General features: G+C 63.4%; 15 protein-coding genes. 8 read left to right on the plus strand and 7 right to left on the minus strand.

Features of this window, described 5'->3' with window-relative positions; genetic code table 11:
• Positions 1-9: 9 nt before the first annotated feature.
• The 5 genes from IVA88_RS14695 to IVA88_RS14715 form a co-directional block, all read right to left on the minus strand.
• A complete protein-coding gene (locus IVA88_RS14695) occupies positions 10-726 on the minus strand; it encodes an ABC transporter ATP-binding protein (protein WP_247497940.1) in 717 nt (238 codons plus the stop codon).
• Positions 719-1,474 (minus strand): ABC transporter ATP-binding protein, encoded by a 756-nt coding sequence (locus IVA88_RS14700; RefSeq protein ID WP_247497941.1) that lies wholly within the window; start codon positions 1,472-1,474, stop codon positions 719-721. Before IVA88_RS14700 ends, IVA88_RS14695 begins: the two co-directional genes overlap by 8 nt.
• Positions 1,471-2,499: a branched-chain amino acid ABC transporter permease gene (locus IVA88_RS14705; protein WP_247497942.1), complete on the minus strand. Its 1,029-nt coding sequence runs from the start codon at positions 2,497-2,499 to the stop codon at positions 1,471-1,473. Before IVA88_RS14705 ends, IVA88_RS14700 begins: the two co-directional genes overlap by 4 nt.
• Before the next feature lie 8 nt (positions 2,500-2,507).
• Positions 2,508-3,377 carry a branched-chain amino acid ABC transporter permease gene (locus IVA88_RS14710; RefSeq protein ID WP_247497943.1) on the minus strand — a complete coding sequence of 290 codons (870 nt, stop codon included), beginning with the start codon at positions 3,375-3,377 and terminating at the stop codon, positions 2,508-2,510.
• A gap of 177 nt (positions 3,378-3,554) precedes the next feature.
• On the minus strand, positions 3,555-4,745 hold the full coding sequence (locus IVA88_RS14715) for an ABC transporter substrate-binding protein (protein WP_247497944.1): 1,191 nt from the start codon (positions 4,743-4,745) through the stop codon (positions 3,555-3,557).
• Positions 4,746-5,263: 518 nt separating this feature from the next.
• Between IVA88_RS14715 and IVA88_RS14720 the strand changes: the two genes are divergently transcribed.
• Positions 5,264-5,548, plus strand: a complete 285-nt coding sequence (locus tag IVA88_RS14720) for a hypothetical protein (protein WP_247497945.1) — start codon at positions 5,264-5,266, stop codon at positions 5,546-5,548.
• 45 nt (positions 5,549-5,593) lie between these two features.
• On the opposite strand, the gene purU is transcribed toward IVA88_RS14720, so the two are convergent.
• On the minus strand, positions 5,594-6,457 hold the full coding sequence (purU, locus tag IVA88_RS14725; RefSeq protein WP_247497946.1) for a formyltetrahydrofolate deformylase: 864 nt from the start codon (positions 6,455-6,457) through the stop codon (positions 5,594-5,596).
• A 143-nt stretch (positions 6,458-6,600) separates the two neighbouring features.
• Between purU and IVA88_RS14730 the strand changes: the two genes are divergently transcribed.
• Together IVA88_RS14730 and IVA88_RS14735 are read left to right on the plus strand one after the other, a co-directional pair.
• Positions 6,601-7,443, plus strand: a complete 843-nt coding sequence (locus tag IVA88_RS14730) for a uroporphyrinogen-III synthase (protein WP_247497947.1) — start codon at positions 6,601-6,603, stop codon at positions 7,441-7,443.
• A 122-nt stretch (positions 7,444-7,565) separates the two neighbouring features.
• Positions 7,566-8,828 (plus strand): MFS transporter, encoded by a 1,263-nt coding sequence (locus IVA88_RS14735; RefSeq protein WP_247497948.1) that lies wholly within the window; start codon positions 7,566-7,568, stop codon positions 8,826-8,828.
• A 12-nt stretch (positions 8,829-8,840) separates the two neighbouring features.
• Here IVA88_RS14735 and IVA88_RS14740 read toward each other — a convergent pair whose 3' ends face one another.
• On the minus strand, positions 8,841-9,515 hold the full coding sequence (locus IVA88_RS14740; RefSeq protein ID WP_247497949.1) for a Crp/Fnr family transcriptional regulator: 675 nt from the start codon (positions 9,513-9,515) through the stop codon (positions 8,841-8,843).
• A 331-nt stretch (positions 9,516-9,846) separates the two neighbouring features.
• Here IVA88_RS14740 and IVA88_RS14745 point away from each other — a divergent pair, with 331 nt between their 5' ends.
• The 5 genes from IVA88_RS14745 (at position 9,847) to IVA88_RS14765 (ending at position 16,117) form a co-directional block, all read left to right on the plus strand.
• The gene (locus IVA88_RS14745; protein WP_247497950.1) at positions 9,847-10,668 is read left to right on the plus strand and encodes an ABC transporter ATP-binding protein; all 822 of its coding nucleotides are present in this window, start codon (positions 9,847-9,849) and stop codon (positions 10,666-10,668) included.
• Positions 10,665-12,596: a long-chain fatty acid--CoA ligase gene (locus IVA88_RS14750; RefSeq protein WP_247497951.1), complete on the plus strand. Its 1,932-nt coding sequence runs from the start codon at positions 10,665-10,667 to the stop codon at positions 12,594-12,596. Before IVA88_RS14745 ends, IVA88_RS14750 begins: the two co-directional genes overlap by 4 nt.
• Before the next feature lie 220 nt (positions 12,597-12,816).
• A complete protein-coding gene (locus IVA88_RS14755; RefSeq protein WP_219682122.1) occupies positions 12,817-13,710 on the plus strand; it encodes a branched-chain amino acid ABC transporter permease in 894 nt (297 codons plus the stop codon).
• Positions 13,711-13,713: 3 nt separating this feature from the next.
• The gene (locus IVA88_RS14760; RefSeq protein ID WP_247497952.1) at positions 13,714-14,787 is read left to right on the plus strand and encodes a branched-chain amino acid ABC transporter permease; all 1,074 of its coding nucleotides are present in this window, start codon (positions 13,714-13,716) and stop codon (positions 14,785-14,787) included.
• A 46-nt stretch (positions 14,788-14,833) separates the two neighbouring features.
• On the plus strand, positions 14,834-16,117 hold the full coding sequence (locus IVA88_RS14765) for an ABC transporter substrate-binding protein (protein WP_247497953.1): 1,284 nt from the start codon (positions 14,834-14,836) through the stop codon (positions 16,115-16,117).
• Positions 16,118-16,122: the final 5 nt, after the last annotated feature.

The following is a 16,122-nucleotide window of genomic DNA, read 5'->3' on the forward strand; positions in this document are numbered from 1 at the left end:
CCCGAAATTCTAGTGGGCCGCCGCCCCTGCCACGCCGAGGTGGCGCTCGAGGACCGACGGGTCGGCCTTCAGCGCGGCGCTCGGGGCGTCGTGGACGATCGTTCCGCGCTCCAATATCACAACGCGGTCGGCGAGCCCCAGAATCTTTTGGGCATTTTGCTCGACGATAATCGAGCAGATGCCGCCGGCCCGGGTGATGGTCCCGATCGCCTTCAAGAGCTCCTCGACGATGATGGGGGCAAGGCCCTCGGTCGGCTCGTCCAGGAGAAGCACTTTCGGATTGAGAGTCAGCGCGCGGCCGATCGCCAGCATCTGCTGCTCACCGCCGGACAGCTGGTTGCCAAAGTTGCTCCGCCGCTCCTTCAGCCGCGGGAACATCTCGTAGACCCTCTCGACGGTCCAGGGACCGGGCTGGGCCACCGCGGTCATGTTCTCTTCCACCGTGAGCGAGCGGAAGATGTTGCGCTCCTGCGGCACCCAGCCGATCCCGGCGCGCGCCCGCTGGTCGGGCCGCAAGGTCGTGACGTCGGTGCCGGCCAGCCCGACAGTGCCGGAGAAGCGACGGGTGACGCCCACGACCGAGTTGATCAGCGTGGTCTTGCCGGTGCCGTTGCGGCCCAACAGCGCCAGCACCTGCCCTTCGGCGAGACGCAGGGACATGTTCGGCAGCACCACTGCCTCGCCGTAGCCGGCGCGAAGCGAGTCGATCGCGAGCAGGTCAGACATTGACCGCCTCCTCGCCGAGATAGACCGCCTTGACCTGCGGGTCGCGCGCGACCTGCTCGGGCGGACCTTCGGTGAGCAGCGCGCCGGAGACCAGCACGGAGATGCGGTCGGCAAAGGAGAACACGAGGTCCATGTCGTGTTCGATCAGCAGCACGGTAACGTCGCGCGGCAGGCTGCCGACGACGGCGAGGATGTCGTGGCGCTCGCTCTCGGGCACGCCGGCGGCGGGCTCGTCGAGCAGCAGCACGCGCGGCTTGGCGGCTATCGCGACCGCGATCTCGAGCAGGCGCTGCTTGCCGTAAGGCAGCGTCACGGTCTGTTCGTTCATGACGTCGAGCAGGTGGAAGCGCGTCAGGAGGTCGGCGATCTCGCCGTTGACGTCGCTGCGCGTGCCCATCCGCCGCCACCAGTCGCCGCCATGGCCGAGGCGCTCGGAGACAGCGAGACCGATGGTCTCGAGCGAGGTCAGGTCGGGATAGAGCTGGTTGATCTGGAAGGTACGCGATAAGCCGCGCAACACGCGCTTGTGCACAGGCAGATCCGTGATGTCCTGGCCTTCGAGCAGGATGCGGCCCGAGTTTGGCTTGAGTACGCCGGTGAGCTGGTTGATCACCGTGGTCTTGCCGGCGCCGTTCGGACCGATCAGCGCGTGGCGGGCGCCTTGGTCGATTCTTAGCGACAAGTCGCGGGTGACACGCAGACCGCCAAATTGCTTTTCGAGATTTTGAGTTTCCAGCGCGATGGTCATGCGTCGCTCTCCGGAATGGCGACCACGGCCTTGCGCCCGGCTATCTGCTTGATGACCAGATTGGGCACATACAGCATCCAGCGATGCAGGCGCTGGCGGCCGACCAGCACGATCACGACCAGCACGAGGCCGATCCAGAACTGCCAATACTGCGGGGTGATGGTCGAGAACAATTCCTGGAGCATACGAAACAGCACCGCGCCGATCAGCCCGCCATAGAGATAGCCGGTGCCGCCGATCACGAGCACGAGCATCAGGTCCGCCGAGCGCTCGAAGGCGAATACATCGAGCGAGGCGATCGCCGTGGTTTGGGTGAAGAGCGCGCCCGCGATGCCGGCATAGAACGCCGCGAGCGTGTAGATCGCGATCAGGCGACGGTTGACGGGGATGCCGGTGGCGGCAGCGCGCAGCGGATTGTTCTTGATCGCGCGTAATGACAGACCGAACGGGGAATGCACGACGCGGCGGGCGAACAGGAACAACACCAACAGAACGGCGAGCGAATAGAAGAAGCCGGTCTTGCCGAACATGTCGAACGGGATCTCACCGAAGATCGGCTGCATCTCGATACCCTGCAGGCCGTCGGTGCCGCCGGTGACGTTGGAGAAGCGTTCGGCCAGCGCCTCCAGCAGCAGCGCGATGCCGAGCGTCACCATCAGCCGCGTCAGGTCGACGCCGCGGATCACCAGGAAGCTGGTGGCGAAGCCGAGCACCATCGCGACGAGGCCGGCGACGACAAGCGCAAGCACGGGCTCGTTGACGATCCCGTGCAGCGCCAGAAGTCCCGCGGCATAGGCGCCAACGCCGAAGAACGCGGCATGGCCGAGCGAGACGATGCCGGCATAGCCGAGGAGCAAATCGAGCGACATCGCAAACAGCGCGAGCCGCAGGATGTCGGTCATGATCAGGTAACGCGAGGGAAATACGAAGCCGCAGGCCAGCACGATCAGCCAGAAAGCGGCCTCGCCATAGTGCCAGCGTGCCTGGCGCTGGGCGTGATAGCCGACGTCGGAGGAAGCGCTCATCGGCGAACTCAACGCGCGGCCGTGCGGCCGAACAGACCGTTCGGGCGCCAGATCAGGATCACAATCATCATGGTGTAGATCACGAAAGGTCCCATCTTCGGGACGTAATATTTGCCGGCCACGTCGCCGATGCCAAGCAGCAGCGAGGCCAGGAACGGGCCGGTGATCGAGGACGAGCCGCCGACGGTCACCACGATCAGGAAGTAGATCATGAACTTCAGCGGGAAATACGGGTCGAGACCGAGGATCTCGGCGCTCAGCGCGCCGCCGAGACCGGCCAGGCCGCAGCCAAAGGCAAATGTGAAGGCGAACACCTGTGGCACGTTGATGCCGAGGCCGCTCGCGGCGCGGGGATCATCGACTGCGGCGCGCAGGCGGCTGCCGAACCGCGTCTTGGCCAGCACCATCTGGAGACCAATGGTGAGCAGTCCGCAGATCACGATGATCATCAGCCGATAGCGGCCGATGCCGACGCCGAACACGTCGAACTGGCCCTGGAGCGCAGCCGGCAGGTTGATGAAGACCCGCGACGAACCCTGGATGTAATCGACGGCGGCGACCGACATGAATGTCAGGCCGATGGTGAACAGCACCTGGTCGAGATGGCTGCGCGCATAGAGGTGTCGGTACAGCGTGCGTTCGAGCACGATGCCGATCGTCGCAGCGGAGACAAAGGCCAGCGGCAGTGCGGCGAAGAACGGCCAACCCATCCGGTTGACCAGCACCATGCAGACATAGCCGCCGGCCATGGCGAAGGCGCCATGGGCAAGGTTGACGAAGTTCATCAGGCCGAGCGTGACCGCGAGCCCGCAGGCCAGCACGAACAGCAGCATGCCGTAGGCAACGCCATCGAACAGATTGGTGAGGATTGAGGTCATCGCGTGTCGAAGGTTATCCTAGGTGTGGCCAAGGGCCGTGCTGCGCTCCCTCTCCCGCTTGCGGGAGAGGGTTGGGGAGAGGGTGTCTCAACCGAAGAGACTCCCAAAGAGGAGAGAGCCCTCGCCCGGCGCGTTGCGCCGACCTCTCCCGCAAGCGGGAGAGGTGAAGCACACGCGTCACTTCTTGGTCTTGCCGAGATCCTTGACGGCCTCGAAGGTCGCGAACTCGACGTTGTAGAGCTCGCCGTCGACCTTCTCGACCTTGCGGATGTAGATGTTCTGCACGATGTCGCGGGTCTCGGGATCGATCGAGATCGGGCCGCGCGGGCTCTCCCACTTTTGGCCCTTCATGGCCTCGACGAGCTTGGTGCCGTCGGTGTCCCCATTGGTCTTCTTCAGCGCTTCGTAGATCAGGTGAATGCCGTCATAACCGCTCACCGCCATGAAGCCCGGACGGTTTCCGTACGCCTTCTTGTAGGCCGCGACGAAATCCTTGTTCATTTGCGAGGGGTGCGCTGCCGAATAGAGATGCGCGGTGACCGTGCCGAGCACGGCGTCGCCCATGTTGTTGAGCAGGTCGTCGTCGGTGACGTCGCCCGGCCCGATCACCTTGATGCCGGCCTTGTCGAGCCCGCGCTCGGCATACTGTTTCATGAAGTTGCCGCCCTGGCCGGCCGGCACGAACACGAAGATCGCGTCAGGCTTGGCATCCTTCATACGCTGGAGGAACGGTGCGAAATCCGGATTGGCAAGCGGCGTCTTCACCTCTTCGACCACCTCGCCGCCACCGGCGGTGAAGTTCTGCTTGAAGAAGTTGAGCGCATCATTGCCCGGCGCATAGTCCGAGGTCAGCGTCGCCACTTTCTTAATGCCGTTTTTCACCGCCCAGTCGGCGATGATGGTGGAGGACTGCGCCAGCGTGAAGCTGGTGCGCACGATATAGGGCGAGCGCTCGGTGATGATGGAGGTTCCGGCCGCCATCACGACTTCCGGAATCTTGGCCTGCGTGGCGAGTGGCGCGGCCGCGAGGGCGGCCGGCGTCACGCCAAAGCCGGCGATGAAATGGACCTTGTCGTTGACGATCAGCTCCTGGGCGGCGGTCTTGGTCTTGTCCGGAATCGCAGCGTCATCCTTGAGGATGATCTCGACCTTCTTGCCGGCGACGGTGTCGCCCTTCTGCTGCATGTAGAGCTTGATCGCGTTTTCGATCTGCTTGCCGGTCGAGGCCTGGCCGCCGGTCATCGGCAGGATCAGACCGACCTTGACGCTGTCCTCGGCCTTGGCCGGAGCGACGGCCGCAAGGCCCGCTAGGGCGGCCGCTGCCGCGGCCCAAGCAGTCTTACGAGACAGTTGTTTGCGTTCGAACATCAGATGTCCCTCCCCTCATTCCTGATCTCTTGTGCGCCGGACCGAGTGCCCGGTCCTTGCCTTGAGCTTAGCTCACGCACGCGTGATGTCGCGCGCAACATGGCGTCTTTCGCGCCCTTATTGTCAATCGGACGTTTGGCGACCATTCGGCGCAAGCCGAACGTTCCGAATACCGACAGCAGCAAGCGATGTCGGGGTTATATCGGATACCCGAGCATCCCGATTGCGGTCGCCATCATTTGTACGATTGTACAAATAAAATGGACCTGTCAACGAAAAAGCCCTCTCGCCGATCGAGCCACTTTGTCGCGAGCCCTTGCCGCAGTCTAGAAACGCAGCCAGCCGGGTGGATGGAGGATTTCGTCTTTTGTTTGCAGAATTTGAACATCGGCGAGGCTTGGGCCTGCACATCTCGGTAGCTAATTACCTACCTCGAATAAGCCTATTTTACCTTGTTGAAGGCTACTCTCCCGGCGCCAGCCTAACCTGACGTCCAACACGACTGACGCGCCCGTACAATGCCCAGATCCTTCAGTTCCCTCCTGTTTCTCCTCGCACTCTCCGCGGGGCTGTCCGGCTGCGGCACCGTCAACGAAAAGCTCTCCTCCGGCATGGGTGACTACGTCCCGCAATGGGCCGGCGGCTTGCCGTCGGACGCCCCACCGCGGGCCGGCACGCCGCAATACGATGCCTACATGAAGGAGCGCGAGCGCAAGCGGCTGTTGCCGGCGGCCGATCGCGAAAAGGAAGAGCAGGCGCAGAAGGGCGCGACGGGGTCTACGTCGGCCGGCGCAGTGCGTTAGGTCGGTGCGCTCCCTCGCCTCGCTGTGGGGCGAGGTGAAGCAACATCAATCCATGAACACCACGGTCTTGCGGCCGTTGGGGATAACGCGGTCGTCGAGATGGTAACGGATCGCGCGCGCCAGCACGCGGCGCTCGATGTCGCGGCCCTTTCGCACGAGATCCTCGGGCCTGTCGCGATGACTGATGCGCTCGACGTCCTGATCGATGATCGGGCCCTCGTCGAGGTCGCGCGTGACGTAATGCGCGGTGGCGCCGATCAGCTTGACGCCGCGCTCATGGGCCTGGTGATAGGGTTTTGCGCCCTTGAAACCCGGCAGAAACGAGTGGTGGATGTTGATGCAGCGTCCCGACAGATTTGCCGAGAGATCGTCGGACAATATCTGCATATAGCGGGCGAGCACGACGAGATCCGTCCCGGTCTTGGCGACGAGGTCCAGGATCTGCGCCTCCTGCTCGCGCTTGGTCTCTTTCGTAACAGGCAGATAGTGGAACGGAACCCCGCCGAAATCGAGCCCGTCATAGACCTCGCGCGGATGGTTGGAGACGATCGCGGCCAAATTCATCGGCAGTTCGCCGGTGCGCCAGCGATAGAGAATGTCGACCAGACAGTGGTCGGACTTCGACACCAGCAGCATCACCTTGCGATGCTCGGCGCGGTCGCGCATCTGCCATTCCATGCCGAAACGCTCGGCGATCGCGGCAAAGCCGGTCTGGAGCGCCGACAGCTCCACGGCGAGATCGGCCGCGGTGAACACCACCCGCATGAAGAACTTCTTGGTCTCGACGTCGTCGAACTGCTGGGCATCGAGAATGTTCTGTCCGTTATGGGCCAGGAAGGTCGACACCGCCGAGACGATGCCGGGACGATCCGGACAGGACAGGGTCAGGACATATTGATGATCGGGCATGGGCCTTGATGAAGGTTTGGGCAGTGGCTGCGGAACGACCCCGCGATTTGCGCCCTGCTCTATCACCGACCCCACCCTTGCGCCAATCCCAACCGAGGAGTCAGGATGAACGGACGATTGCTTTGACTGACCGGAGTAAGCTCATGGCCGACCGCTTGAACGGCACCCGCATCCTGATCCTGGAAACGCGCGAGGAGGCGCAGTTTTCGAAGCTGCTGGCCGAGCAAGGCGCCGAGGTCGTGCAATGCCCGATGTTCACCATCCAGGATGCACCGGACCCCGCCCCGGTCGAGGCCTGGATCCGCCGCGCCATCGACAAGCCCTTCGACGATCTCGTGCTGATGACCGGCGAAGGGCTGCGGCGGATCATGAAGCTCGCCGTCGCACGAGGGCTCGATCAGGCCCTCGTGGCGGCGCTTGCCAGTTCGCGAAAGTTCACGCGCGGCCCGAAACCCGGCAACGCACTCCGTGAGAACGGGCTCGAGGCGCAGCAGACCACGGAGAAGCCGACCACCGAGGGCGTGATCGAGATGCTCGGCAAGCTCGACCTGAAAGGGCATCGCCTCGGCCTCCAGCTTTATCCCGACAAGGATCATAGCACGCTGACCCGCGCGCTCGCGGCACAAGGTGCCGAGGTCGATGCCGTGCTGCCTTATGCCTACGACTCAAAGGCGGCGGATGCCAACATTGTCACCGCGATCGACGAGATGGCTGAAGGGCGAATCGATTCGATCGCGCTGACCAATCTTGGCCAGGTGCGCCGCCTGATTGAGGCCGCGAAGGCGCATGGCAGCGAGGCGAAGCTACGCGCAGGCTTCGAGCGCACCTTGATCGCCTCGGTGGGACCTGCTGTCTCGGGCGAGCTCGCCGCGCATGGCCTGCGCACCGACGTCTCGCCTGCCGATGAAGCCTACTTCATGCGGCCGCTGATCTCGGCGATGGCCACCGCGCTCCTGGAGCGAAAATCGAGAACCGCTGCAAGCTAGGAGCAGAGCGCGGGAGCGGCCTGCAGCTGCCCCGATTGACACAAGCGCCACCGGCGCTACGGTCTCGCACAGAAGAAGAAACAACAAGGCAAGGGAATCGCCGTGATACGCGCCATCGCGCCTTGAGCACACCCGCACGCCCTTCCGCGCTCGCGCCATTTCGCATCCGCAACTATCGCTTTCAATGGCCGTCCGACCTGCTCACCTCCTGGGCATTCGAGGTCGAGACGCTGGTGCTCGGCTGGTACATCATGGTCGAGACCGGCTCGGTACTGCTGCTCACCGTGCTTGCGTCCCTGCAGTTCGTCGGGACATTGGTGGCGCCGGTGTTCGGCATGATCGGCGACCGCATGGGTCATCGCGATCTCCTGGTCGTGATGCGTCTTGCCTATATGGTGCTCGCGTCGATCATCATGGTTCTGGCGTTGGCCGGTCACCTGACGCCGCTGAGCGTCATGATCATCGTCGCGATTATGGGCCTGATCCGCCCCTCGGACCTCGGCGTTCGCGGCGCGCTGCTTGCCGAGATCATGCCGGCCGAGCAACTGGTGGGCGCCATCAGCGTTGCGCGCACGACCCAGGACAGCGCGCGCATCGCCGGTGCGTTGACAGGTGCCGGGCTGTTTGCCGTCCTCGGGATTGGCCTCGTCTATGTGGTGATCGTCTGCCTCTATCTCGCGGCCGCGCTGCTCATGCTCTGCCTCACCCGGCCGGAAAGGACCATTGCCACAACTCATCTTCCGGCAGACAGCCGCGCCGTTTCGAGATTGCTGGTCGATTTGAAGGAAGGGATCGTCTACGCCTGGAATGGCCCGGGAATGCGCGCGGCGCTATGCGTCGCCTTCCTGGCCAACCTGACCGCATTTCCCTTCACCGGCGGATTGCTGCCCTACATCGCGCGGGACATCTTTCATACCGACCAGACCGGCCTCGGTTATCTCTCGGCGAGCTTCGCCGTCGGCTCGCTGATCGGCTCCATCACCCTCAGCCTCGTCAGCGGATTGCGCATCGCCCGGCTCCTGATCGGTGCGACGCTGGCCTGGTACGCCATGCTGCTGGTGTTCGTCGAAATCAGGACCATGCCGGTGGCGATGGCCTGCCTCGTGCTCGCTGGCATCGCCCAGAGCATGTCGATGATATCGGCTGCCGTCATCCTGATGCGGACGGCCAGCGCACACCTTCGCGGCCGCGTGATGGGCGTGCGCATGATGGTGATCTACGGTCTGCCGCTTGGATTGCTCGCGGCCGGCAGCCTGATCGATATCATCGGCTATTCCGCGACGGGTTCGCTCTATGCCGCCGCGGGCTTCATCGCGATGCTGGCGATCGCGTTCCGCTGGCGGGCCGACCTCTGGCCGTTGCACGCTCCCGCCAATGGGCGATGACGATGAGGATCCTTAATCGCCGTAACCGCGCAGCCGTTCGACATCCAGGATGGTGACGCCGCCATATTCGAGCCGCAGCAGCCCCTCCTTCTCCAGCCGGTTCAGCGCGCGGTTCGCGTTCTGGCGAGACATGCCCGAGAGCGCACCGATCTCCTCCTGGGTAATCTCCAGATGCGCGGTCGATTCCGGGTAGAGGATCGGGTTGAACAGCGAGGCGATGCCGCGGGCGAGGCGCGCGGTGGCGTCGAGCGTGCGGTTGACCTCGAGCATGCCGATGAACTGGCCGAGCCGCTCGTTGAGCTGGCGCACCAGGAAGCGGTTGAAGCCGACGCTGTTCTCGAACAGCCACATGAAGGCGCTACGTTCCATCAGTGCGACGCGACTGTTGCGCAGCGCGACCACGTCATAGCGGCGCGGTTCGTTCTTGAGCACGCTGCCTTCGCCGAACCAGGCCCCCGCCGTCAGCCCGGCAAGACTCGTCTCCTTGCCGTCGCGCGAGACCCCGCCCATCCGGGCAAGCCCGAAGATCATGCCCGCCCAATAGTCGAAGGTATCGCCGCGCATGAAGACGGTCTCGCCGGTGCCGTAGGACCGCTCGGTGATCCCGGCACGAGCAACCTCGATCTCCGCTCGCGTGAGCTCGCGCGACCAGGCAGCGACGCGCTTCAGTTGATCCTCTGAAATCATGATCCCGAAGCCAGCCGCACCGTTCGCCACTCCTGTTCTGCTGCATTGCAGCATGACCGTTTCGACTACCATCCGACGAAAGACGGATGACGCTCCGCCCGAAAACTTTGTCGCAGAATTGTCAGGCGGGAGACATTTCAAAATAGCGCTTTCCCCTATTGAGGACCACCTCGGACGACGCGGCTTTTGATCCCAAGCGGGGACGAGAGCGGCGCGGCTCCGGTCGAGACCATCTGCTGCATGGCCTCACCGGCACGGCCGTACTAGGATCGCCCGACAGGAACGGACGAAGAGCGCCACTGAATGCGCCATCACCGGGAGGGATTTGTTGGTGACTACCAGTCTTGAAGTGCGCGGCGTGTCCTTGCGATTCGGCGGCGTTCGTGCGCTGACCGATGTCGGCTTCGCCATCAGGGAAGGCGAGTTGTTCTCGATCATCGGCCCCAACGGCGCCGGCAAGACCTCGATCGTGAATTGTATTTCCGGCCGCTATAAGCCGACCGAAGGCCAGCTGTTCTATCAGGACCGCGACATCACCGGCCTGACGCCCAACGCGCGCGCTTCGCTCGGCATCGGCCGCACCTTCCAGAACCTGGCGCTGTTCCACCACATGAGCGTGCTCGACAACATCATGGTCGGCCGCCATCACCTCCTGAAGAACAATTTCCTCACGGGCTCGCTGTACTGGCTCACCGGTGCGCGCAAGGAAGAGCTCGAGCACCGCCGCAAGGTCGAGGAGATCATCGATTTCCTCGATCTCCAGTCGGTGCGAAAGGCGCCTGCCGGCACCCTCTCCTATGGCCTGCGCAAGCGCGTGGAGCTCGCGCGCGCCATGGCACTGGAGCCGCGCCTCATTCTCCTCGACGAGCCGATGGCCGGCATGAACTTCGAGGAAAAGGAGGACATGGCCCGCTACATCGTCGATCTCAACGAGGAGTTCGGCATGACCGTGGTGATGATCGAGCACGACATGGGCGTGGTGATGGACATCTCCCACCGCGTCATGGTGCTGGATTTCGGCCGCAAGATCGCCGAGGGCGATCCGGCCGCCGTGCTGGCCGATCCCCACGTCAGGCGCGCCTATCTCGGCGAGGAGGACGAGGTGCTGGTCGATCCGGACGATGCTCCGCCGGCGCAGGAGAGCGCGGCATGATGGATTACGCAGGCCGCGTCGCGCAGGCCGACACCTATCCGAAGATGCTCCGGCTCAATGCGAAGGAGTACGGCAACGAGATCGCGTTGCGCGAGAAGGATCTCGGGCTTTGGCGCCCGTTCACCTGGAATGACTACCACACGCGGGTGCGCGACTTCGCACTCGGCCTCCTCGAATTGGGCTTGGGGCGCGAGGATGTCGTCGGCATCATCGGCGACAACCGGCCGGACTGGGTCGCAGCGGAAATCGCCACCCACGCCATCGGCGGATTGAGCCTCGGGCTCTATCGCGACGTGCTGGATGAAGAGGCCTCGTATCTCCTCAACTACGGTGAAGCCCAACTCGTCTTCGCCGAGGACGAGGAGCAGGTCGACAAGCTGCTTACGCTGGCCGAACGCGTGCCGAGGCTGAAGCACATCATCTATTCCGACCCGCGCGGCATGCGGAAATATGATGATCCGCGTTTGATGTCGGCGGAGAAATTTGCCGAGCTCGGCCGGGCGCGGGCCACGCGAGAACCGGAACTTTACGATCGGCTGGTCGATGCGACCAAGGGCGAGGACGTCGCGATCCTCTGCACGACGTCAGGCACCACCTCGCATCCAAAGCTCGCGATGCTCGCAGCCGGCCGCGTGCTCGGCCATTGCGCGACCTATCTCGCCTTCGATCCGAAGGGCCCCGACGACGAATATGTCTCGGTGCTGCCCCTGCCGTGGATCATGGAACAGGTCTACGTGCTCGGCAAAGGCCTCTTGTGCCGGATGAAGATCAACTTCGTCGAAGAGCCGGAGACGATGATGAATGATCTGCGCGAGATCGCACCGACGTTTATCCTGTTTGCGCCGCGCGTTTGGGAGTCGATCGCCGCCGACGTCCGCGCCAAGGTGATGGACGCAACGCCTTTCAAGCAGCGCCTGTTCGATGTGGGCATGAAGAGCGGGCTTGCCGCGCTCGAGCATGGCAAACGTTCCGGCTTTGCCGACGCGATCCTGTTCCGCGCGTTGCGCGACCGCCTCGGCTTCACGCGCCTACGCTCGGCCGCGACCGGCGGCGCGGCGCTCGGCCCCGAGACCTTCAAGTTCTTCCAGGCCATGGGCGTGCCGCTGCGCACGCTCTACGGCCAGACCGAGCTGTTAGGTGCCTACACGCTGCATCCCGAGGGCAAGGTCGATCCTGACACCACCGGCGTGCCTATGGCCGACAGCGTCGAGATCCGCATCGACAACGCCGACGTCCACGGCGTCGGCGAGATCGTGGTGCGGCATCCCAACATGTTCCTGGGCTATTACAAGAACCCGGAAGCGAGCGTCGCCGACGTCAGGGATGGGTGGATGCTTTCCGGCGACGCCGGCTATTTCAACGATAACAAGCAACTCGTCGTCATCGACCGCATCAAGGACCTCGCCGAGACCTCGCGCGGCGAGCGCTTCTCGCCGCAGTTCATCGAGAACAAGCTGAAATTCTCGCCCTATATCGCGGAAGCCGTGGTGCTTGGCGCAGGCCGCGACGCACTCGCGGCGATGATCTGCATCCGCTATTCCATCATCTCCAAATGGGCGGAAAAGAACCGGCTCTCGTTCACGACCTACAGCGATCTCGCCTCGCGGCCCGAGGTCTACGCTTTGCTTCGCAAGGAGGTCGAAACCGTCAACATCACGCTGCCGCCGGCGCAGCGCATCTCCCGTTTCCTGCTGCTCTACAAGGAGCTCGACGCCGACGACGGCGAGCTCACCCGCACAAGAAAAGTGCGCCGCAGCGTCATCAACGAGAAATACGCAGGCATCATCGACGCGATCTACCGCGGCGACGCCGACATCCCCGTAGACACCGTGATCCGCTTCCAGGACGGCACCACGCAACGGGTGCGGACGACGCTGCGGGTAGTGGATCTGCGCGGACATGGGCAGCTCGCGGAGGCGGCGGAGTGATCTTACTTCCAAACAAGCGCACGCGGCCAACCGATGCGCCCTCTCCCCTTGTGGGAGAGGGCATCTCCGCAATCGGCCACACCCTCGCCAGGGTGAGGGGTCCTCTCTCCGCATCCTCGCTGCGGAGACAACTCCTCACCCTTCTTCGCTTCGCGAAGCCACCCTCTCCCGCAAGGGGAGAGGGGAAGAGCGCGCCGGATTTATCAACGAGCGTCACTGCATGAACACCGCCTTCCTCATCCAGCTCCTGGTCAACGGCCTCGTGGTCGGCACGCTCTATGGCGTGGTCGCGATGTCCTTTGTGCTGATCTACAAGGCCAGCCAAGTCGTCAATTTCGCGCAGGGCGAGCTCTTGCTGGTCGGAGCCTGGGTGTGCTGGACCTTGCTCGCGAAATACCAGGTGCCGTTCTGGATCGGCATGCCGATGACGCTGGTGTTCATGTTCGTGTTCGGCATCGCGGTGCAGGTTCTGATCCTGAGGCCGATGATCGGCGAACCCATCATCTCGGTCATCATGGTGACGATCGGCCTGTCCACCGTGCTGCAGGCGACGCTGAAATGGATGTTCGGCGTCAATCCGCAGCCGTTCCCGCGCGTGTTCGAGAGCCAGTCCGTCAGCCTGTTCGGGCTACAGATCCAGACCGTCTATATCATGAGCCTCGTGGTCTCGGTCGCGATGATGATTGGCATGGCCTGGTTCTTCCGCGCCTCCAAATACGGCCTAGCGATGCGCGCCACCGCGTTCAACCAGCAGGTGGCGCAGTCGCTCGGCATTTCCGTGAAAAGCGTGTTCGCGATGGCCTGGGCGATCTCGGCGACGGTCTCGGCGGTCGCGGGCGTCGTGGTCGCGGTCGTGAACGGTGTATCCTCGGGCCTTGCCGCCTACGGCATAAAAGTGTTTCCGGCGGCGATCCTGGGCGGGCTCGATTCCGTGGGCGGCGCGGTGCTCGGCGGCATCATCATCGGACTACTCGAGAACATCGCGCAATATGTCGACAGCGAGTATCTGCACTGGGGCAATCTCTATGAGATCGCACCGTTCTACGTCCTCATCATCGTGCTGATGATCAAGCCCTACGGCCTGTTCGGCACCCACGACATCGAGCGGATCTGACCCATGGCCGGCCCTGCCCTCATCCCTGCTGGTGATTTCCGCACCTCTTACGCGGCCGACACCACGATCTTTCCGACCACGACCAGCCGCAACTTTGCGATCATCGGCGTGCTGCTGCTCTGTCTCGTGCCGCAATTCCTTGGCGGCTATTGGCTCAGCATCCTGATCCAGATCGGCATCTTTTCGATCGCAGCGCTCGGGCTGAACATCCTGGTCGGCTTCACCGGCCAGATTTCGATCGGGCATGCGGCCTTCTTCCTGCTCGGCGCCTTCACCTCGGCCTACATCTCGAACAACGCTCCGATCCCGGTGTTCTTCGCGATCCCGCTCGCGGGCGTCGGCACGGCGCTGGTGGGGCTGATCTTCGGCATCCCGGCGGCGCGGCTTAAGGGGCTCTACCTGGTCATCGCGACGCTCGCGGCACAATACATCCTGCTCGACTTCTTCTCCCGCGCCGAGTGGTTCACCGGCGGCTCGGTACCGGCAAGTGCAAACCCGTTCTCGATCTTCGGCTACACGCTGCGCGGCGACAGGCAATATTTCTACGTCGTGCTCGCCTATGTGGTCGCAAGCTACGTTCTCGTCACCAATTTAATGCGCACGCGCGACGGACGCGCGCTGGTGGCGATCCGCGACCATTATCTCTCCGCGGAGATCATGGGCATCAACCTCACCAAATACCGGACGCTGTCGTTTGGCCTCGCCGCCTTCTTCGCCGGCATCGCCGGCGCGCTCTATGCGCATTACCAGCTCGTGGTCTCGCAGGAGGGTTTCGGCATCGAGCGCTCGATCCTGTTTCTCGCCATGATCATCATCGGCGGCACCGGCTCGATCATGGGCACGCTGATGGGCACCGCCTTCGTGGTGCTGCTGCCGGAGACGATGGAATTCGTCAGCGTCCACCTGAAGGGTGGTGCGATCGACAAGGCGCTGTCGCTCAACACCAACATCACCTTCCTCCGCGAGATCGCGATCGGCGTGATCATCATCGCGTTCCTGATGTTCGAGCCGGACGGGCTCGCCCACCGCTGGCGGCAGATCAAGGCGTACTGGAAACTCTACCCGTTCTCACATTGAGTACGGGCAACTGTCTAACCAACAAATAAACAGGAGGAGGCAACCAATGAAGACAAAATCCTTTTTGAGCACCGCATCGCTGGCGCTGGCGATCGCCGCATTTTCGGCAAGTGCGCAGGCGCAGATCGCAATCGGCCATCTCGCCGATTATTCCGGCGGCACCTCCGACGTCGGCACGCCCTACGGTCAGGCCGTCGCCGACACTTTTGCCTGGGTCAACAAGAACGGCGGTGTCGGCGGCAAGCAGCTCAACGTCGATACCAACGACTACGGCTACCAGGTGCCGCGCGCGATCGCGCTCTACAAGAAATGGTCGGCGCCGGACAGCAAGGTCGCCGCGATCATGGGCTGGGGGACGGCGGATACCGAGGCGCTGACCGGCTTCCTCGCACAGGACAAGATCCCGGACATGTCTGGCTCTTACGCCGCCGCGTTGACCGACCCGGAAGGTGTCAGCGGCAAGGCGAAGCCCGCGCCCTATAATTTCTTCTACGGCCCGAGCTATTCGGATTCGCTGCGCGCGATGCTGATGTGGGCAGCCGAGGACTGGAAGGCCAAGGGCAAGTCCGGCAAGCCGAAATTCGTCCACATGGGCGCCAACCACCCCTATCCGAACGCGCCGAAGGCCGCCGGGGAAGCCATGGCGCAGGAACTCGGTTTCGAAGTGCTGCCGCCGCTGGTGTTCGCGTTGGCGCCGGGAGACTACAGCGCGCAGTGCCTGAGCCTGAAATCCTCGGGCGCCAACTACGCCTATCTCGGCAACACCGCCGCTTCAAACATCTCGGTGATGAAGGCCTGCAAGACCGCCGGCGTCGACATCCAGTTCATGGGCAATGTCTGGGGCATGGACGAGAACGCTGCCAAGACGGCAGGCGATGCCGCCGAGGGCGTGATCTTCCCGCTGCGCACCGCTGTGAGTTGGGGCGGCGATGCGCCCGGCATGAAGACGGTGATGGAGATCTCGAAGATGTCCGATCCCACCGGCAAGGTCTATCGCCCGGTGCACTACATCGCGGCGGTGTGCTCGTCCCTCTACATGAAGGAGGCGATCGATTGGGCCGCCAAGAATGGCGGCGCCACGGGCGAGAACGTCGCCAAGGGCTTCTACCAGAAGAAGGACTGGGTGCCATCAGGCATGGAAGGCGTCTGCAATCCCTCGACTTGGACCGACAAGGACCACCGCGGCACGCTGAAGGTCGATCTCTATCGGACCAAGATCACCGGTGCGACCGACGGCGATCTCAACGACCTCATGGCCAAGGGCGCGATCAAGCTCGAGAAGGTCAAGACCGTCGAGCTGCCGCGCAAACCGGAATTGCTTGGGTGGTGATTTCG

Source organism: Bradyrhizobium sp. 149, from assembly GCF_023073915.1.
Classification (GTDB): Bacteria; Pseudomonadota; Alphaproteobacteria; order Rhizobiales; family Xanthobacteraceae; genus Bradyrhizobium.

What these genes read in the sequence shown, in the direction of transcription:
- IVA88_RS14750 (WP_247497951.1), top strand. Translation starts at nt 10,665, where the DNA reads ATGATGGATTACGCAGGCCGCGTCGCGCAGGCCGACACCTATCCGAAG.
- IVA88_RS14755 (WP_219682122.1), top strand. Translation starts at nt 12,817, where the DNA reads ATGAACACCGCCTTCCTCATCCAGCTCCTGGTCAACGGCCTCGTGGTC.
- IVA88_RS14760 (WP_247497952.1), top strand. Translation starts at nt 13,714, where the DNA reads ATGGCCGGCCCTGCCCTCATCCCTGCTGGTGATTTCCGCACCTCTTAC.
- IVA88_RS14710 (WP_247497943.1), bottom strand. Translation starts at nt 3,377, where the DNA reads ATGACCTCAATCCTCACCAATCTGTTCGATGGCGTTGCCTACGGCATG.
- IVA88_RS14700 (WP_247497941.1), bottom strand. Translation starts at nt 1,474, where the DNA reads ATGACCATCGCGCTGGAAACTCAAAATCTCGAAAAGCAATTTGGCGGT.
- IVA88_RS14705 (WP_247497942.1), bottom strand. Translation starts at nt 2,499, where the DNA reads ATGAGCGCTTCCTCCGACGTCGGCTATCACGCCCAGCGCCAGGCACGC.
- purU (WP_247497946.1), bottom strand. Translation starts at nt 6,457, where the DNA reads ATGCCCGATCATCAATATGTCCTGACCCTGTCCTGTCCGGATCGTCCC.
- IVA88_RS14715 (WP_247497944.1), bottom strand. Translation starts at nt 4,745, where the DNA reads ATGTTCGAACGCAAACAACTGTCTCGTAAGACTGCTTGGGCCGCGGCA.
- IVA88_RS14740 (WP_247497949.1), bottom strand. Translation starts at nt 9,515, where the DNA reads ATGATTTCAGAGGATCAACTGAAGCGCGTCGCTGCCTGGTCGCGCGAG.
- IVA88_RS14730 (WP_247497947.1), top strand. Translation starts at nt 6,601, where the DNA reads ATGGCCGACCGCTTGAACGGCACCCGCATCCTGATCCTGGAAACGCGC.
- IVA88_RS14720 (WP_247497945.1), top strand. Translation starts at nt 5,264, where the DNA reads ATGCCCAGATCCTTCAGTTCCCTCCTGTTTCTCCTCGCACTCTCCGCG.
- IVA88_RS14765 (WP_247497953.1), top strand. Translation starts at nt 14,834, where the DNA reads ATGAAGACAAAATCCTTTTTGAGCACCGCATCGCTGGCGCTGGCGATC.
- IVA88_RS14695 (WP_247497940.1), bottom strand. Translation starts at nt 726, where the DNA reads ATGTCTGACCTGCTCGCGATCGACTCGCTTCGCGCCGGCTACGGCGAG.